Origin of the sequence: Terrabacter carboxydivorans (assembly GCF_039532035.1) — a bacterium.
Taxonomy (GTDB): domain Bacteria; phylum Actinomycetota; class Actinomycetes; order Actinomycetales; family Dermatophilaceae; genus Terrabacter; species Terrabacter carboxydivorans.
Genome location: NZ_BAAARE010000041.1, coordinates 1 through 16,066 on the forward strand (window position 1 = coordinate 1; position 16,066 = coordinate 16,066).

Below are 16,066 nucleotides of genomic sequence, written 5' to 3' on the forward strand. Positions count from 1 at the left end.
CCCACGCGTCGACGGCGGCCTGGGCCTGCTCGACCGAGGTGAACGGGCCGGCCTCGTCGAGGAAGTCCGGGCGGAACGTGCCGTGGAACCGCTCCACCTTCCCGTTCTGGTTCGGGGAGGCCGGGGCTGTGAGTCGGTGCCGGATCCCGTTGCGGCGACAGATCTTGTCGAACAACACCTCCCCGTTGCGTGGCCCGTGGGTGCCGAATCGATCGGTGAACTGCTTGCCGTTGTCCGTGATGACCTCCTCGGGGACGCCATATCGGCCCAGCGCCTGCGCGAACGCCAGGCACACCGCCCGCCCGGTGGCCCGGTCGACCACGGCGGCCATCACGCAGTACCGCGAGTGGTCGTCGACACCGGTGACGATCTTCGCCTCGCGGACCACCCCGGTGGCCGTGTCGACCAGCTGGATCCCGCCGACGATGTCGATCCCCCACAGCTGCATTGGCCCCGGCCGCTCGAACCGCACGTACGAGTCCCGAGGACGCTTCCGGGGCCGCGGCGTCACCAGGTCCTTGCGCCGCAGGATCCGGTTGATCGTCGCCGTCGACGGCACCACCACACCCTCGCTCGACCCCTCACTCGACCATGGACCCGGCGCCCGCAGCAGCTCCATCCGGATCCGCTTGGCACCCCACCGCGGATGCTCGCGGCGCATCTCTGCCACCCGCACCTCGACCGACCCGGGCGTCTGGTGCTTGCACCCCGCCGGCCGGTGCGACCGGTCCGCCAGCCCCGATACCCCCTCGAGCAGGTACCGCGCCACCCACGTGTGCACGCTCTGACGCGACACCCCGGCCTGCGCAGCCACCTCGGTGACCCTCTCGCGCCCGCCAACACCGCCCGCACCGCGTCCAGTCGCAGCTCGACCACCGACATCACTACCAGTGCCAATCCCGGCCTCCCTGCCTCTTCGGTGCCCACGGAGCACCGACGAACAGCGTGGCCGACAACGGCCGGCGTCAAGCATCAGCTGATACACGACTGTCAAGCATCACCCGAGACAGGACACGGTGCCTGTGTCCGATCCGGTGAGGAGTTTCTGTACTGGCTCAAGCTGCGCCTCCGGCGCAGAAAAGCGCGGGGACCCGCGGCAGGGACCCCGCGCTGCGGGCGGCGCTGGCGCGCCGTCCTCGCGCACCCCGCCGCCCCCACGCTTCATGACGAACTCACGGCGGAGCCCGACGTCCTGATGACACTGGCAGGCGCCGGCTCATCGATCGGCGCGGACTCAGGCGCCTGGACGAGGGAGCCCCAGCCGGCGCTGCTCGGGCACCGTCCCATGGAGGACCACTGCCCACCTCGAGCACCTGGCCGGCCCTACCACCCGCGTTCCGGGCCTCCGCATGCGCCTTCTGCGCGTGACCTCCCAGCCGAGCCACCTTGACATCACTGCACAGACCTGGACGGCCCACAGGGCGGCGGCGGCCGCGCTGGGGCGCTTTGGGGGCACAGCCGCTCCGCAAAGGTGGTTGAACACCGTCAACCGTTGCCCATCGGCGTGTGCTCCGACGGAGCCTCGGACAAGCCGACAGCCTCACCCTGCACCGACTCATAATCCGTCGGTCCAGGGTTCAAGCCCCTGCTGCCCCACGTCGAGCTCGTACGACGTCGCATGCCGTCAACCGTCCGGGCTTCGCCCGACGGTTGACGGCATGGATCCGTCGGACGGTCGCCGTCGCGGCTCCCCCGCCGCTCGCACCGGACATGGGGCTGGCCGGCGGGGAGCGACCGCCGCCGACCAGTCCTGCGCCGGGCGTCCGCTCGCGGCCTCCCGACGCCCGAACGGCGATGGGGGGAGCACGCGCCCGGGGTGGGAGTCGGGGCCACGTGCCCATCGACCGTGAGGTCGGCGCCGTCCGGAGGACCGGGCCGGCCCTCCTCCCGAGAAGGGGCCGTGCACGATCCTGGTGTCAGTCTCCACCTTCAGTGGCACCGATCGGGCAAAAAGGCACACATCCGGCAGACCGGACGATCGGCCCGAGGACGGCATCGCGACGGCGGCGTGCCGACACGAGGCGGGGCGCACGCGGATCGGGGCGGGTGCTGCCGACTCCCCCGGCAGCACCCGCCCCATCCTCACCCCCCGGTCGGCCCCCCGGTCGACCACCTCCCGGCCCGCAACCCCCACGGTCTCGCCGGGCTTTCCTCCCCCTGGACCACCACTCTGCCGTCGGGTCTGCAAGAACGAACCCGTCGAAATGCACTGCTTTCCGCAAGATCAGCGCAAGACGGGCGAGCCGAGTGGCCGACCTGCAAGCCCCCGCTGCGTCCCAGGTGCGGGATAGGTTCCGTTGACACGCTCGGGGAAACCAAGACTGGGGAGATCACGAATGCCAAGCAAGCCCACCCTGCGCTGGATGGCGGTCGCCGCCGCTGCGTCCAGCGTCGTCGCCGTAGGTTCCTCGAGTGCCACCGTCAGCGCGGCCCCGACTCGCCCCTCCTCGGGAGCGGCGCAGTGCGAGTCGGCGCCCGACCTCGCCCGCGTGCGCGCCGGGAGCACGGCCAAGGAGCCGGAGCTCTACTCCAAGAACGAGGCCAACGCCTACGGGGTCATCAAGGACGCCCCGCGCATGCCCAACGGCAGCGTCCACATCCCGACCGTCTTCCACGTCGTCAGCGACCACACCCTCTCGGCCACGGAGAGGTCGCGCTGGGAGCGGCTCATCGCCGCGCAGATGACCGTGCTCAACGACTCCTACGGCGGCAAGACCGCGCCTGACGCCGCTGACTCGCCGTTCCGCTTCTCGCTCAGCAAGATCGACTACACCGTCAACGCGCAGTGGTACACCGTGGCGCCGGGCAAGACCGAGCGAGACATGAAGAAGGCGCTCTACACGGGCAACTCGGAGACCCTCAACGTCTACTCCGCCAACATCGGCGGCGGACTGCTCGGTTGGGCGTACTTCCCCAAGGGCTACAACAACGGCCGTGACTACATCGACGGCGTCGTGATGCTGGACGAGTCGATGCCGGGCGGCACGGCCGGCAAGTACGCCCAGGGCGACACGCTGACCCACGAGGTCGGCCACTGGCTCATGCTCGAGCACACCTTCAAGGGCGGCTGCTCGGCGAGCGGTGACTTCGTGGCCGACACGCCGCGCGAGGCGGTGCCGCAGTTCGACTGCCCGACGGGCGCCGACACGTGCACCGCGCCCGGCCTCGACCCCATCCACAACTTCATGGACTACACGCAGGACTCCTGCATGAACATGTTCACGCCCGGCCAGGTCGAGCGGATGAACGACGCCTGGGTGGACTTCCGCAAGGTGCCCACCACCTGAGCTCGGCCCGTCCCACCGCCGCAGGCGGGGGCGATCGTCGTGGCCCGTCGGGTTCGTCGACCGGCGGGCCACGCCTGCGATCCGGACATCGGCCCCATCCGTCACACCCGTCACGGATCCCGACCGTTTTTCTTCGGAACCGCCCCTTGTGCAAGTGTCCCACCTATGGTGGAGGGGACCGGTCGGTCAGGACGTGGGGGCGTCCGACGGTGCCTTCCGGTTGCGGTGTCGGGTCCGCCGCACGAGGGTCGAACGTGACAGTGGAAGTACCTCGAGGGGGGTGGCTTGACGGTGACAGACGCCAATGAGCGCAGTGGTCCGCGCGTCCTGAACATTCGGATGCGCGGCAGACTTGTGCCCTTCGCGACGATGCTTCTGCTGTTCGCCATGCTCCCGTTCCTCGGCGGCAGCGCGCCACAGCCTCCGACCGCCTCGGTCGTGCTGGCCGCCGGTTCGCCGGCCGCCGTCCACGACGCGGTGGCCGCAGTCGGACAGGCTCGCAGCCAGCTGACCCGCTCGGCCACGCCGAGCGCACCCACGGCGGCTCTCGCCCCCGTCGACTCGGCCTTCGCGACCGCCATCGGCGGCGGACTGTTCATGTTCCCCGCCATCAGCCTGGCCCCGGCCACGGCAGATGCCATCGCTGCGCCGATCCTCGGGCACCCGCTGTTCATCCACCCGGTGCCCGGAGGCGAGACCTCTCCCTTCGGACCGCGCATCCACCCGCTCCTCGGTCGTCCGATGTTCCACACCGGAATCGACCTCGCAGCTGCGTGCGGCACGCCCATCCACGCCGCGGCCGACGGCACCGTCATCTACGCACGCGTCTCGGCGTCGTGGGGCGGACGCACGATCATCCAGCACAGCGCGACGGTCAAGACGGCATACGGCCACCAGTCGAAGTTCCTCGTGACCGAGGGCCAGGTCGTCAAGCAGGGCCAGGTCATCGGCCTGAGCGGCACGACCGGATGGTCGACGGGCTGCCACCTGCACTTCGACGTCATCATCAACGACCGCTACGTCGACCCCGCCCCGTACCTCGGGTTCCCGCCGTCGGCCACCTCCTCCGTGCCGTATGCCGCCGTGCCGCACCTCGTGCTCGACCCCGGCAGCACCGTCATCCGCACCGTCGCCGACGGCGACGTCCCGATCACGGAGGCCAGCGAGAGCAGCTCCACGCCGACGAGCACGGGCGGGCGCCCGCCGTCGACACCCACGACGTCGAAGCCGGGCACCCCGACGACCAAGCCGACGACCACGCGGCCCACGTCGACGGCGACCGCTCCCAGCCCGACGACCAGCTCGCCGTCCCCGACGACCAGCTCGCCGTCACCGTCGACCACCGTGCCCCCGACGACGACCCCGCCGCCCACGACCACGACGACGACGGCGCCGCCGACCACGAAGACGACGACCACGACCACGACGACGGCTCCGCCCTCGACCACGACGACAGCCCCGGCTCCGTCGTCCGACCCGCCGGCCACCTCCAGCACCACGAGCGCCGCAGCCGCGGCTGCTGCCCCGGCCGACCCGCAGCCGAGCGCCACGGCCACCGCGACGGCGACGGCCACCGCGACCGCCACGCAGGTGCTGAAGACGGCAACCCAGGTCGCGACGGCGGCCGAGACGGCCACGTCGACGAGTCAGCCCTCGGCGTCCTCGACGACGGCGGCGGAAGCGACCGCCACCCCCTGAGCCAGTGCCGACGCCGGAGCCGCGGGAGGCATACCACCCGCGGCTCCGGCGTCGGCGTGCAGGGTCCGCGCTCCTCACGATTCGGGCACGCTGGGCACCGAGAGTGTTTCCCGGGCGCCTGAGCCGATAGGTTTCGCGGATGGACGACGTGAAAACCAGCTCTGCGGTGCCGGGCGACCGTACCCCGGACACGCCCCGTGACCCGATGGTCGTCATCGACGGGGTCAACAAGCACTTCGGCGACCTGCACGTGCTGCGCGACATCAACCTCACCGTCGGCAAGGGCGAGGTGGTCGTCGTCCTCGGACCGTCCGGCTCGGGCAAGTCGACGCTGTGCCGCGCCATCAACCGGCTCGAGACCATCGAGTCCGGCACCATCTCGATCGACGGCAAGGAGCTGCCCGAGGAGGGCAAGCCCCTCGCCCAGCTACGTGCGGACGTCGGGATGGTCTTCCAGTCCTTCAACCTCTTCGCGCACAAGACGATCCGCGACAACGTGACTCTCGGGCCGATCAAGGTCCGCAAGAAGTCCAAGTCCGAGGCCGACCAGCAGGCGACCCAGCTGCTGGAGCGGGTCGGCGTCGAGGCGCAGGCGGACAAGTACCCCGCGCAGCTCTCCGGCGGTCAGCAGCAGCGCGTCGCGATCGCCCGGTCCCTGGCCATGGGACCCAAGGTCATGTTGTTCGACGAGCCGACGTCGGCGCTCGACCCCGAGATGGTCAACGAGGTCCTCGACGTCATGGTCGGCCTCGCCAAGGAGGGCATGACGATGATCGTCGTGACCCACGAGATGGGCTTCGCCCGCAAGGCAGCCGACAGGGTCGTCTTCATGGCCGACGGCCAGATCGTCGAGGTCGGCACGCCGCAGGAGTTCTTCACGAGCCCCAAGAGCGATCGCGCCAAGGACTTCCTCGGCAAGATCCTCACCCACTGACCCGACCCCTCGGTCGGGCCCGGTGCACCATTCGCACCAGCGGCACCATTCGACAGGGAGCGGCACGCAGCACCGCGTGCCGTGAGCAACCACCCAGGGAGGAACCCAGATGAAGGCACGACGACTCGGAGCCGTTGCGGCTGCGACGTTGGCGCTCACGCTCGCCGCGTGCGGCTCCGGCCAGCCCGGCGGCAGCAGCAGCGGAGGCGGCGGTGACAACGGCCTCAAGATCGGCATCAAGTTCGACCAGCCCGGCATGGGTCTGAAGAAGGGCACCGAGTACAGCGGCTTCGACGTCGACGTCGCCAAGTACGTCGCCAAGGCGCTCGGCACGTCCGAGGACAAGATCACGTGGGTGCAGGCACCCAGCGCCCAGCGCGAGACGCTGATCCAGACGGGCCAGGTCGACTTCGTCGTCGCGACGTACTCGATCACCGACGCCCGCAAGCAGAAGGTCTCCTTCGCCGGTCCGTACTTCGTCGCCGGTCAGGACCTGCTCGTGCGTGCCGACGACAGCTCGATCACCGGCCCCGACAGCCTCACCGGCAAGAAGCTGTGCTCGGTGACCGGCTCGACCTCGGCCCAGAAGGTCAAGGACAAGTACCCCGGCGTGCAGCTGCAGGAGTTCGGCACCTACTCCGAGTGCCTGCCCGCGCTGCAGACCGGCGGTGTGGACGCCCTGACGACCGATGACACGATCCTCGCCGGCTACGCCGCGCAAGAGCAGTACAAGGGCAAGTTCAAGGTCGTCGGCAAGCCGTTCTCGCAGGAGAACTACGGCATCGGCCTCAAGAAGGGCGACACCGCGATGTGCACCAAGATCACGGACGCCATCAAGAAGATGATCAGCGACGGCTCCTGGCAGAAGTCGCTCGACTCCAACCTGGGACCGGCTGGCTACAAGCCCGGCGCGGGCAACCCGCCCACCCCGGCAGCCTGCTCCTGACCCACGTCCCGCGCGGGCCGCGACGCCACACCGGCGTCGCGGCCCGCGCGGGCCAGATCCCTTGTGCGTGAAGGTAGGGACATGCTCGACATCCTCGAGAAATACAACATCCTCGCGGCGTTCTGGATGACCATCAAGCTGACGTTCTTCTCGGCGATCGGCGCGCTCGTCCTCGGCACGGTGCTCGCGATCATGCGCGTCTCCCCCGTCGCCGTGCTGCGTCGCCTGGGTGCCATCTACGTCAACGTCGTGCGCAACACCCCGCTCACGCTCATCGTGTTCTTCTCGCTCGCGGGTCTGAGATTCGTCCTCGAGCTCAGCCTCGCCCCCAACTCCTCCCCGACCTCGGTCCAGGACAACGCGATCCGCTGGGCCATGGTCGCGCTCGCCGTCTACCACGCGGCCTTCGTGTGCGAGGCGATCCGCAGCGGCTTCAACACCGTTCCCGTAGGACAGGCCGAAGCCGCCCGCTCCATCGGGCTCACCTTCGGGCAGAGCCTGCGCGAGATCATCCTGCCCCAGGCGTTCCGCGGAGCCATCGCGCCGCTGGGCTCGGTGCTCATCGCCCTGACGAAGAACACCACCGTCGCCTCGGTCATCGGTGTCGCGGAGGCCTCGGCCCTGATGAAGGTCATCATCGAGAACGAGACCGCGAGCATCGCCGTCTTCCTCGTCTTCGCCCTCGGCTTCGTCGTGCTGACGCTGCCCGTCGGGGTGTTCTTCACCTCGATGTCCCGACGACTGGCGGTGAAGCGATGAGCGCCCAGAACGTCCTCTTCGACGCCCCGGGCCCCAGGGCCCGCCGTCGGCACGCCGTCCTCACCGGTTTCGGCTTCGTCCTGCTGGCCGGGACCGTGGCCGCGGTGCTGTGGAAGTTCAAGGCTCAGGGCCAGCTCGAGGCGTCGCTGTGGCAGCCCCTCGTCGACCCCGAGGTCTGGACCTCCTACGTCGTCCCCGGACTCATCAACACCCTCAGGGCCGCCGCCGTCTCGATCGTCGCCGCGATGGTCTTCGGCATCGTCTTCGGCATGGGCCGGCTCTCGCACCTCCGGCCGATCCGCTGGGTGTGCGGCGTCGTCGTGGAGTTCTTCCGCGCGGTGCCCGTGCTGCTGATGATGTACTTCCTCTTCCAGCTCTTCGCGTTCAACAACATCTTCGTGGCGAGCCTCAACTCGTTCATGGCTGTCGTGATCGCGCTGACGCTCTACAACGGGTCGGTCATCGCCGAGCTCGTCCGGTCGGGCGTCTACTCGCTGCCGAAGGGCCAGTCGGAGGCCGGTCTGTCGATCGGCCTGACGGCGACGCAGACGCTGCGGTCGATCCAGCTGCCGCAGGCCCTGACGGCGATGCTGCCGGCCCTCGTCAGCCAGATCGTGGTCATCCTCAAGGACAGCGCGCTCGGAGCCGCCATCACCTACCCCGAGCTGCTCCAGAGCATGCGCGACATGGGCACGGCGTATGCCACCGTGATCCCGGCCTACGTCCTGGCCGCCATCGTCTTCATCGCGCTGAACTTCGGGCTGACGGTGCTCGCCGGGCGGGTCGAGCGCCGGCTCAACCGGCGTGGCCGTGGGCCGCGCCGGCCGGCCGCGCCCAGCGGTGTCGCCGGCCCGGGCACCGTGGACACCCCCAGCGACGGCGTCGGCGGCTCCGGCGTCTCCACCGGTGATGCCAGGCGCTGACGAGCCCTCAGCCGACGTCACGAGAGCCGTCGGTCGCCCCTCACGGGGTGGCCGGCGGCTCTCGTCGTCGTAGGCGCCTCCGTGGATGCCCCCGTGGACGCCCCCGTGGACGCCCCCGTGGACGCCCGGACGCCCCGTGGACGCCTCGTAGTCGACCACAGACCGATCCGGGACAGATCCCAAATCAACCCCGCGGACGACCCTCTGACTCCGCGGGACGGCATACACAAGGCATCGTCAAAGGCATCAGACGGGCAGACACGATAAGGGCCCCGACACCACGTGTCGGGGCCCTTATCGTTCGGTGCTCCCCCGATTGGACTCGAACCAATAACCTGCCGGTTAACAGCCGGCTGCTCTGCCAATTGAGCTACAGGGGAATGCTGCTGCGCAACCATAGCAAAGCATCTGCGCGGACAAGAAATCGGGTTCGGCCCTCGCGGACGACGCCGTGGCGGGCGCCCCGAGCGTCCTGTCAGAGACCCACCTCGGAGCGCAGACGCGCCAGCCTCTGGGCCGCTTCACGGGCCACCAGCGGGTCGGAGAGGTCGGCTCCGCGCCCCGCTATGGTCTGCTCGACGAGCGCCCCGTTCGAGAGGTCCTGGCGGATGACGACGCGCACGGTGCGCCGCCCTGCGGTGCGGAACTCGTCGGCGAGCACGACACTGGCCTGGAGCCGCTCGCGGAGGGTCTGCTGCAGCAGCGAGGGCTCGGTGAGGCGCCACCGGGTGGGCTTGCCGTGACCGACCCAGGTGACCGTGAGCTCGGACGTCTCGCCCTGCCACGTGCCGGACTCGGCCTCGTGCCACGGACGCCCCCAGACGAGGCTGCCGGCGGCGTCGACGAGGGCGAGGTGATGGGTGGTCGCGACGACGTGGGCGCCGCTGGTCTCGTCGCGTGACCAGGCGAGCACCTGCTCCCCTGCGTCGAGCGGCACGGCCGCCCGGACCTCGGCGGGCAGCGCCGGTCGGCGCCGTCGTTCGAACAGTGCCATCAGCCCATCCCTGCCTTGATCGCCGCGAGCTCCCGCTGGAGGGTCTGCAGCTGGATGCCGAGCTCGCGCGTGCGCTCGGGCGCCGGCGTCTCGGCGTGGTCGAGGCGGCGCATCTCGCTCATCGAGTCGGCGATCCGACGCGTCAGCGCGATGGTGCGCACCCGGTCGAAGAGCTCGTCGACGTAGCGCGAGGTCGGCAGCCCGGTGTTCGGGTCCATCCGGGTGGGCAGCGTGTCGACGGCGAGCTCGCTGACCAGGCCCGCCACGGGAGTGGCGGCCGCCTCGGTGACGGCGGAGGTCCAGGCGCGGGCGTTGCCCTTGTCGCTGCTGTGGTGCGCGATGCGGATGCCGTCGAAGACCGCCCGGTGGGCCGGCGCCGAGAAGGACTCGGGGGTGAGCAGGTCGATGGCGCCCGGCTTGAACACCGTCGGGAACTGGAGGAGCACCTGGAGCAGCTGGCGTTCGGCGAGCACGACGGGGTCGCGCCGGTCGGGCATCGGCAGGGCGCCGGCGGTCTCCGTCGCGCTGGGCTCGCCGTCGTCGCGACGCCCCTGCGCGTCACGGCCGCTGCGGTCGGGACGGGCGTCCTCCTCGACCTTGATCTTGCCGGCCCGCGACACCTCGGTCGCGACCTGCTCGACGTCGAGACCGAGCATGCCGGAGACCTCGCGGGTGTACTCCGGACGGAGCGACTGGTCGCGGATCGAGGCGATGATGGGCGCGACCGCTCGCACGGCCTGGATGCGCCCCTCGGCCGTGGCGACGTCGAAACGCTTGATCGTCGTGCGCACGGCGAACTCGAACATCGGCACAGCGTCCTCGATGAGGGCCTGCACCGCCGGGTCTCCCCCGGCCTGGCGCAGCTCGCACGGGTCCTTGCCCGACTTCTCGACCGCGACGAACGACTGCGAGGTCCACTTCTCGTCGTCGGCGAAGGCGCGCATGGCCGCCTTCTGACCGGCGGCGTCGCCGTCGAAGGTGAAGATCACCTTGGCGGGCGCGAGGCCGGCCTCGTCACGCATGAGGCGCCGCAGCGTCTTGATGTGGTCGGCGCCGAATGCCGTGCCACACGTCGCCACGGCCGTCTCGACGCCGGCGAGGTGGCACGCCATGACGTCGGTGTAGCCCTCGACGACGACGGCCTGACGCCCCTGCGAGATCTTCTTCTTCGCGAGGTCGAGGCCGTAGAGCACCGTCGACTTCTTGTAGATCGGCGTCTCGGACGTGTTGAGGTACTTGGCCTCGATGCGGTCGTCGTCGAAGATGCGGCGCGCGCCGAAACCGACCGTGTCGCCGGTGATGTCGCGGATCGGCCACACGAGGCGTCCGCGGAAGCGGTCGTAGAGGCCCCGCGAGCCACGCCCGGCGATGCCGCCGGTGACGAGCTCGTCGTCGGTGAAGCCCTTGGCGCGCAGGTGGCGCACGAGGTCCTCGCCGCCTCGGGGGGCGAAGCCGATGCCGAACTGCTTGACGTGCTCGCTGTTGAAGTCGCGCGCCCGCAGGAAGTCCCGTGCCGTGCGCGCCGACTGGCTGCCGAGGAGCAGCTCGGTGTAGTACTCCTCGGCCACGCGGTGGGCCTCGATGAGCCGGCTGCGGCGTCCGAGACCCTCCTCGCGGGGCCGGTCGCCGTTCTCGTAGCGCAGCTCCATGCCGAGCTTCTGGGCCAGCCGCTCGACGGCCTCGGAGAAGGTGAGGTGATCGACCTTCTGGACGAACGAGATGACGTCGCCGCCCTCCTGGCACCCGAAGCAGTGCCAGGCGCCCACGGCGGGACGGATGTTGAACGACGGCGTCTTCTCGTCGTGGAAGGGGCACAGGCCCTTGAGCGAGCCGGGGCCGGCGGAGCGCAACGTCACGTGCTCGCGCACGACGTCCTCGATGGACGACCGCGCCTTGACCGCCGCGATGTCCTCGCTGTTGATCAGCCCCGCCATCTGCCTCCTGTCGCTGCCCGTGATTCTAGGTGCTCGTGGTGCCGGCCCTCGTCACCGGCACCACTGGCTGTGGAGGGCGAGCGCTCGCACGTCGGTCAGCGAGGCCACCTGGTCGACGACGACCCGGAGCCGCTCGTCGTCGTCGGCCGCCGCTGCGTGGTCGGCGCGGAAGGCCGCGTCGAGACGCTCGTCGGGACGGGCGGCATACGCCTCGACGACGGCACGCACGACGTCGCGCTGCTCGGCCATTATGGCCAGGCGCACGTCGGTCGTCATGACGAAGTGGTTGGCGATGGCCTTGAGCACTGAGCACTCGGCCCGGGTGTCGTCCGGCACGACGAGGTCGGCCTCGAAGCGGCACAGCTCGCCCGGCCCGTGCCGCTCCCGGGTGGCCTGCTCGACGACGAGGACGAAGTGCCCGATGAGCCGGCTGGTCATGTCCTTGAGGCGGGCCAGGTCGCCACGGGAGCCGTCGTATGCCGTGGGCACCGCTCCCGAGGCGAGGACGCGTTCCAGCGCCGCACCGAGGGCGTCGGCCCCGAGGTCGGGGGCGTAGGTGCGTCCCGCGACGTCGATGACGTCGGCCAGGTCCCGGGAGTGGAGCAGCCGGGGGTCGATCCACCCGGAGGCGATGGCGTCCTCGACGTCGTGGACCGAGTAGGCGACGTCGTCGGACCAGTCCATGACCTCGGCCTCGAGGCACCGGACCCGGTCCGCGGCCTCCTCGCGGATCCAGTCGAAGACCGGGAGGTCCGAGGGGTAGACGCCGAACTTCCGGGTCCCGTGCGGGCCGTCCCCGCGCGCCCACGGGTACTTCGTCGTCGCGTCCAGACTGGCCCGCGTCAGGTTGAGGCCGGCAGACGTGCCGTCGGCGTGGGCGCGCTTGGCCTCGAGCCGGGTCAGCAGCCGCAAGGTCTGGGCGTTGCCCTCGAATCCGCCGATGCCAGAACTGATCTCGTCGAGAACCGTCTCACCGTTGTGCCCGAACGGCGGGTGACCGAGGTCGTGCGCGAGGCACGCGGTGTCGACGACGTCGGCGTCGCAGCCGAGGGCCGCCCCGAACTCGCGGCCGATCTGGGCGACCTCGAGCGAGTGGGTCAGCCGGTTGCGCACGAAGTCGTCGTGGCCGGGCGCGAGGACCTGGGTCTTGGCGGCGAGCCGGCGCAGCGACGACGAGTGCACGACCCGCGCCCGGTCACGGGCGAAGTCGTCGCGGTCGGCGCGCTTCTGGGCAGGGTCCTCCGCGACCCAGCGCTCCCGGTCCCGACCCTCGTAGCCCACCCCAGAACTGTATGCGGCTCGGCCACCGTCGTCCGCAACGGCGCACGCCGGGCGCATACTTCAGGTATGGAGCCGCTCAGGCTTCCAACCTCAGGAGCGCGCCATGGGCGACAAGTCACCGAAGTCCCACATGTCCACGAAGGCCAGATCGCTCAAGGAGAAGCGTGCCGACAAGCACGCGAAGTCCGCTGCCAAGGACCACACGGAGATCATCCCTCCCAAGGCCAAGCGCTGACCGTCACCCGGCGCTGACCTCGGTCAGCCGAGCTCGGCCTGCATGCGTCGCACCCAGGCCGGCTCGGTGCCGTAGCGCTGCGTCCTGATGAGGCGCAGGTTGGCGCAGTCCTCGACGAGCTCTGCCATCCGCTTGTCGCGCGTCGACTCCTGCTTGGCGGTGACCACCCAGTTGGTCGCGATCTTGCGGTAGGACGGCGTGGCGCCGTCCCAGAACGCCGCGGCCCGCGGATCGGCGCGCAGCATCGACTCGTAGTCGTCGGACCACGTGAGCTCGCGGTTCTCGTAGGCGTAGACCCCGGAGCGGTCGGCCCGACGCCTCTCGAAGGCCGCGAGACCTGCCGGACGCATCCGGCCGGCCGCCGTCAGCTCGGCCACCGCCTCGATGTTGATGGTGCTCCAGTTGCTGCCCGGCTTGCGCGGCGTCCACCGCTGGCGCACGGCGTCGTCGTCGATGCGCTGCGCCATCGAGTCGATCCACCCGAAGCAGAGCGCCTCGCGCACGGCCTGGGCCCACTGGAGCCCTCGCTGCTGCACGTGCTTCTTGTGCAGGCCCATCCACAGCTCGGTGGCACTCTCGTGGTTGGCCTCGAGCCAGGCCCGGAAGTCGTCGGCATCGTCGAAGAAGATCGCGGGCCGCTCGGCCGATCCGCCCTCGTGCATGACCCGATCATGCCAGCGGTCGCCGACACCGGACCGGCGCCTGCGAGGATCGACCCGTGACCGACCGCATCGTCCTCGCCGCCCGCAACAACGCCCTCTGGTGCGACGCCGTGGCCCGCTCGCACGGCGTGGTGTGCACGACCGACGAGCTGGCCTGGACAGCATCGTCGCGCACGCCGCCCTACTACCCCGACGCCGTGACGCTCTCCCCCGACGCCGGCGAGTACGACGTGCTCGCGCGGGTCGACGACTCCGACGGCTGCTCCGTCAAGGACTCGTGGTCCCGGCTCGACCTGTCGATGGAGGACTTCGCGCGCCTCGTCGTGGGCGAGTGGGTCTGGCTCGACCCGTCGACCAGGCCGGCCGCCGCCGACAGCCGCTGGCAGCACCTCACGACGCCTCGTGAGATGGCGGAGTGGGTGCATGGCTGGGCGAGCGACCCCGACGCGGAGGCCATCCTGCGGCCCTCCCTGCTCGACGAGCCGGGCGTCCACGTCCTCGGAGCCCGGGCATCCGCGGACCCGGCGTCGCCGGTCGTCGCCGGCGCGATCGTCAACGTGACGGGCGAGGTGGCCGGGCTCGGCAACGTCTTCGCGCGCGACGGCGACGTCGAGAGGGCCTGGAGCGCGGCCGCGGCTCTCGCGCGGACCGTCACGGACGGCATTCCCCTCGTCGGCTGGGAGGCCGGCGCGAGCGTCGACGCGGCCGTCGCTGCGGGGTGCGAGCGGCTCGGGCCGCTCAGCGTCTGGCTGAAGTGAGGCTCAGCCGCCGCTGACCGAGAGCTCGGCCTCGGCGATGGTGCGGCGGTGCTCCTCGGACAGCTCTCGGGACTCGAGCCAGCGGTCGGGAAGGGCCACGGTGCGTGAGGAGCCTGCGCGCCCGCGCTGGCCCTCCGCCGCCTCGCCGGGCCACGGCGCGTCCGGGTCGAGCGTCGCGAGCAGGTCGTCGAGCGCGGCCATCGAGTCGACGAGCGCGAGCGAGTTGCGGATCGTCGAGCCGGCCGGGAATCCCTTGAGGTACCAAGCGATGTGCTTGCGGATGTCGCGGCAGGCGCGCTCCTCCTCGCCGTAGAAGTCGCAGAGGTATGCCGTGTGCGTCCGAAGCGTGTCCGCGACCTCTCCCAGCGTGGGCGTGACCCGCGCCGAGGTGCCGGCGAAGGCCGCTGCGAGGTCGGTGAACAGCCACGGGCGACCGAGGCAGCCGCGGCCGACGACGACGCCGTCGCAGCCTGTCTCGCGGACCATGCGAAGCGCGTCCTCGGCCGACCAGATGTCGCCGTTCCCGAGGACGGGGATGCTCGTGACCGTCTCCTTGAGCATCCGGATGGCGCTCCAGTCCGCCGTGCCGGAGTAGGCCTGCGACGCGGTGCGGCCGTGGAGGGCGACCGCGGCGACGCCCTCGGCCTCGGCGGTCAGCCCGGCGTCGAGGAAGGTGAGGTGGTCGTCGTCGATGCCCTTGCGCATCTTGACGGTGACGGGGATGTCGCGCTTGGCGCCCTCCTCGACGACCGCGCCGACGATGGCCTTGAAGAGGTCCTTCTTCCAGGGCAGCGCCGAGCCGCCGCCCTTGCGGGTCACCTTGGGCACCGGGCAGCCGAAGTTGAGGTCGATGTGGTCGGCACGGTCCTCGGTGACGAGCATCCGCGCGGCGGCTCGCGCGGTCGCGGGGTCGACGCTGTAGAGCTGGATCGAGCGCGGGTTCTCGTCAGGATCGTGCTCGATGAGCCGCATCGACTCCGGCGTCCGCTCGACCAGCGCGCGGGACGTGATCATCTCGCTGACGTAGAGGCTCGTCGCGCCGCTCGCCCCACCGAGGGCGGTGCCCTCGTTGCCGTACTCGCGGCACAGGCGACGGAAGGCGCGGTTCGTGATGCCGGCCATGGGCGCGAGGACGACGGGCGAACCGATGACGTGGCGGCCGATGCGCAGGGGCGGCAGCACGGCGCCCGTCGTCTCGGTCACAGGGGTCATCACGTCGGTCACACGCTCGATTGTCCCCGATCAGGCGCGAGAGGCCGAATCGGCCACGACGCCGGCGAAGCGCAGCAGGGCGTCGGCGAAGGCCTCGGGCTGGTCGAGGTTGGCGAAGTGGCTCGCCCTCGGGACGATCTCGACGCGGGCCTGGGGGCAGGCGCGCCGGAAGGCCCTGACCCCGACGCGGAACTGGTCGAAGCGGCCGTTGAGGAGCAGCACCGGGCAGCGGACGCCGGCGAGCATGGCCGGCCGGCAGTGCGTCATGACCTCGCGCCACGCGGCCCCGGTCGGCGCGAAGTAGTAGCCGCCGGCGATAGAAAGGCGTTCTGCGCGGTCGGGTCTGGCGTGGCGAACGTCCTCCTGATGCGCTTGTCGGGCTTGGTGTCCCACACGCAAGAAGGAGGACGTTCATGAGCAACGGTAGTGGCGTTTCCCGCGGT

14 protein-coding genes, 1 tRNA gene and 1 pseudogene are annotated in these 16,066 nt (G+C 70.6%); 8 read left to right on the plus strand and 8 right to left on the minus strand.

Annotation, left to right across the window (positions count from 1 at the left end):
* Window positions 1-897: pseudogene (locus tag ABD297_RS22930) on the minus strand (IS481 family transposase); the annotation flags it as partial.
* Between the two features lie 1,439 nt (window positions 898-2,336).
* Between ABD297_RS22930 and ABD297_RS22935 the strand changes: the two are divergent.
* The 6 genes from ABD297_RS22935 (at window position 2,337) to ABD297_RS22960 (ending at window position 8,547) form a co-directional block, all read left to right on the plus strand.
* Window positions 2,337-3,287, plus strand: a complete 951-nt coding sequence (locus ABD297_RS22935) for a zinc metalloprotease (RefSeq protein ID WP_344257461.1) — start codon at window positions 2,337-2,339, stop codon at window positions 3,285-3,287.
* A gap of 339 nt (window positions 3,288-3,626) precedes the next feature.
* On the plus strand, window positions 3,627-4,985 hold the full coding sequence (locus ABD297_RS22940) for a M23 family metallopeptidase (RefSeq protein WP_344257462.1): 1,359 nt from the start codon (window positions 3,627-3,629) through the stop codon (window positions 4,983-4,985).
* Window positions 4,986-5,190: 205 nt separating this feature from the next.
* Entirely contained in the window at window positions 5,191-5,919 is a 729-nt protein-coding gene (locus ABD297_RS22945) for an amino acid ABC transporter ATP-binding protein (protein ID WP_344257473.1), read from the plus strand.
* Window positions 5,920-6,028: 109 nt separating this feature from the next.
* Complete coding sequence (locus ABD297_RS22950) at window positions 6,029-6,865, plus strand: glutamate ABC transporter substrate-binding protein (protein ID WP_344257464.1); 837 nt, start codon at window positions 6,029-6,031, stop codon at window positions 6,863-6,865.
* A gap of 81 nt (window positions 6,866-6,946) precedes the next feature.
* Window positions 6,947-7,624: an amino acid ABC transporter permease gene (locus ABD297_RS22955; protein WP_344257465.1), complete on the plus strand. Its 678-nt coding sequence runs from the start codon at window positions 6,947-6,949 to the stop codon at window positions 7,622-7,624.
* Window positions 7,621-8,547: an amino acid ABC transporter permease gene (locus ABD297_RS22960; protein ID WP_344257466.1), complete on the plus strand. Its 927-nt coding sequence runs from the start codon at window positions 7,621-7,623 to the stop codon at window positions 8,545-8,547. The genes ABD297_RS22955 and ABD297_RS22960 overlap by 4 nt, the downstream gene beginning before the upstream one ends.
* 307 nt (window positions 8,548-8,854) lie before the next feature.
* Here the strand turns inward: ABD297_RS22960 and ABD297_RS22965 are convergent.
* From ABD297_RS22965 to ABD297_RS22980, 4 genes are all read right to left on the minus strand, one after another.
* Window positions 8,855-8,927 (minus strand) — tRNA-Asn (locus ABD297_RS22965).
* A gap of 95 nt (window positions 8,928-9,022) precedes the next feature.
* Window positions 9,023-9,541, minus strand: coding sequence for a hypothetical protein (locus ABD297_RS22970; protein ID WP_344257467.1), 519 nt, complete (start codon window positions 9,539-9,541; stop codon window positions 9,023-9,025).
* Complete coding sequence (gene dnaG, locus ABD297_RS22975; RefSeq protein ID WP_344257468.1) at window positions 9,541-11,475, minus strand: DNA primase; 1,935 nt, start codon at window positions 11,473-11,475, stop codon at window positions 9,541-9,543. The genes ABD297_RS22970 and dnaG overlap by 1 nt, the downstream gene beginning before the upstream one ends.
* Before the next feature lie 51 nt (window positions 11,476-11,526).
* Window positions 11,527-12,756 carry a deoxyguanosinetriphosphate triphosphohydrolase gene (locus ABD297_RS22980; protein WP_344257469.1) on the minus strand — a complete coding sequence of 410 codons (1,230 nt, stop codon included), beginning with the start codon at window positions 12,754-12,756 and terminating at the stop codon, window positions 11,527-11,529.
* 103 nt (window positions 12,757-12,859) lie between these two features.
* Between ABD297_RS22980 and ABD297_RS22985 the strand changes: the two genes are divergently transcribed.
* Window positions 12,860-12,991, plus strand: a complete 132-nt coding sequence (locus tag ABD297_RS22985; RefSeq protein ID WP_020142547.1) for a hypothetical protein — start codon at window positions 12,860-12,862, stop codon at window positions 12,989-12,991.
* 23 nt (window positions 12,992-13,014) lie between these two features.
* On the opposite strand, the gene ABD297_RS22990 is transcribed toward ABD297_RS22985, so the two are convergent.
* Complete coding sequence (locus tag ABD297_RS22990) at window positions 13,015-13,653, minus strand: YdeI/OmpD-associated family protein (protein WP_344257470.1); 639 nt, start codon at window positions 13,651-13,653, stop codon at window positions 13,015-13,017.
* Window positions 13,654-13,709: 56 nt separating this feature from the next.
* On the opposite strand from ABD297_RS22990, the gene ABD297_RS22995 reads away from it, so the two are divergent.
* Window positions 13,710-14,411 (plus strand): hypothetical protein, encoded by a 702-nt coding sequence (locus tag ABD297_RS22995; protein WP_344257471.1) that lies wholly within the window; start codon window positions 13,710-13,712, stop codon window positions 14,409-14,411.
* A 3-nt stretch (window positions 14,412-14,414) separates the two neighbouring features.
* On the opposite strand, the gene dusB is transcribed toward ABD297_RS22995, so the two are convergent.
* Window positions 14,415-15,623 carry a tRNA dihydrouridine synthase DusB gene (gene dusB, locus ABD297_RS23000; RefSeq protein ID WP_344257474.1) on the minus strand — a complete coding sequence of 403 codons (1,209 nt, stop codon included), beginning with the start codon at window positions 15,621-15,623 and terminating at the stop codon, window positions 14,415-14,417.
* 30 nt (window positions 15,624-15,653) lie between these two features.
* Window positions 15,654-16,016 (minus strand): alpha/beta fold hydrolase, encoded by a 363-nt coding sequence (locus tag ABD297_RS23005; RefSeq protein WP_344257472.1) that lies wholly within the window; start codon window positions 16,014-16,016, stop codon window positions 15,654-15,656.
* Window positions 16,017-16,066 lie beyond the last annotated feature (50 nt).

Excerpts from the sequence above, each read along its gene's own strand:
- ABD297_RS22960 (WP_344257466.1), top strand. The coding sequence starts at position 7,621 with ATGAGCGCCCAGAACGTCCTCTTCGACGCCCCGGGCCCCAGGGCCCGC.
- ABD297_RS22935 (WP_344257461.1), top strand. The coding sequence starts at position 2,337 with ATGCCAAGCAAGCCCACCCTGCGCTGGATGGCGGTCGCCGCCGCTGCG.
- ABD297_RS22955 (WP_344257465.1), top strand. The coding sequence starts at position 6,947 with ATGCTCGACATCCTCGAGAAATACAACATCCTCGCGGCGTTCTGGATG.
- ABD297_RS22970 (WP_344257467.1), bottom strand. The coding sequence starts at position 9,541 with ATGGCACTGTTCGAACGACGGCGCCGACCGGCGCTGCCCGCCGAGGTC.
- ABD297_RS22985 (WP_020142547.1), top strand. The coding sequence starts at position 12,860 with ATGGGCGACAAGTCACCGAAGTCCCACATGTCCACGAAGGCCAGATCG.
- dusB (WP_344257474.1), bottom strand. The coding sequence starts at position 15,623 with ATGACCCCTGTGACCGAGACGACGGGCGCCGTGCTGCCGCCCCTGCGC.
- ABD297_RS22940 (WP_344257462.1), top strand. The coding sequence starts at position 3,627 with ATGCGCGGCAGACTTGTGCCCTTCGCGACGATGCTTCTGCTGTTCGCC.
- dnaG (WP_344257468.1), bottom strand. The coding sequence starts at position 11,475 with ATGGCGGGGCTGATCAACAGCGAGGACATCGCGGCGGTCAAGGCGCGG.
- ABD297_RS22945 (WP_344257473.1), top strand. The coding sequence starts at position 5,191 with ATGGTCGTCATCGACGGGGTCAACAAGCACTTCGGCGACCTGCACGTG.
- ABD297_RS22950 (WP_344257464.1), top strand. The coding sequence starts at position 6,029 with ATGAAGGCACGACGACTCGGAGCCGTTGCGGCTGCGACGTTGGCGCTC.
- ABD297_RS22990 (WP_344257470.1), bottom strand. The coding sequence starts at position 13,653 with ATGCACGAGGGCGGATCGGCCGAGCGGCCCGCGATCTTCTTCGACGAT.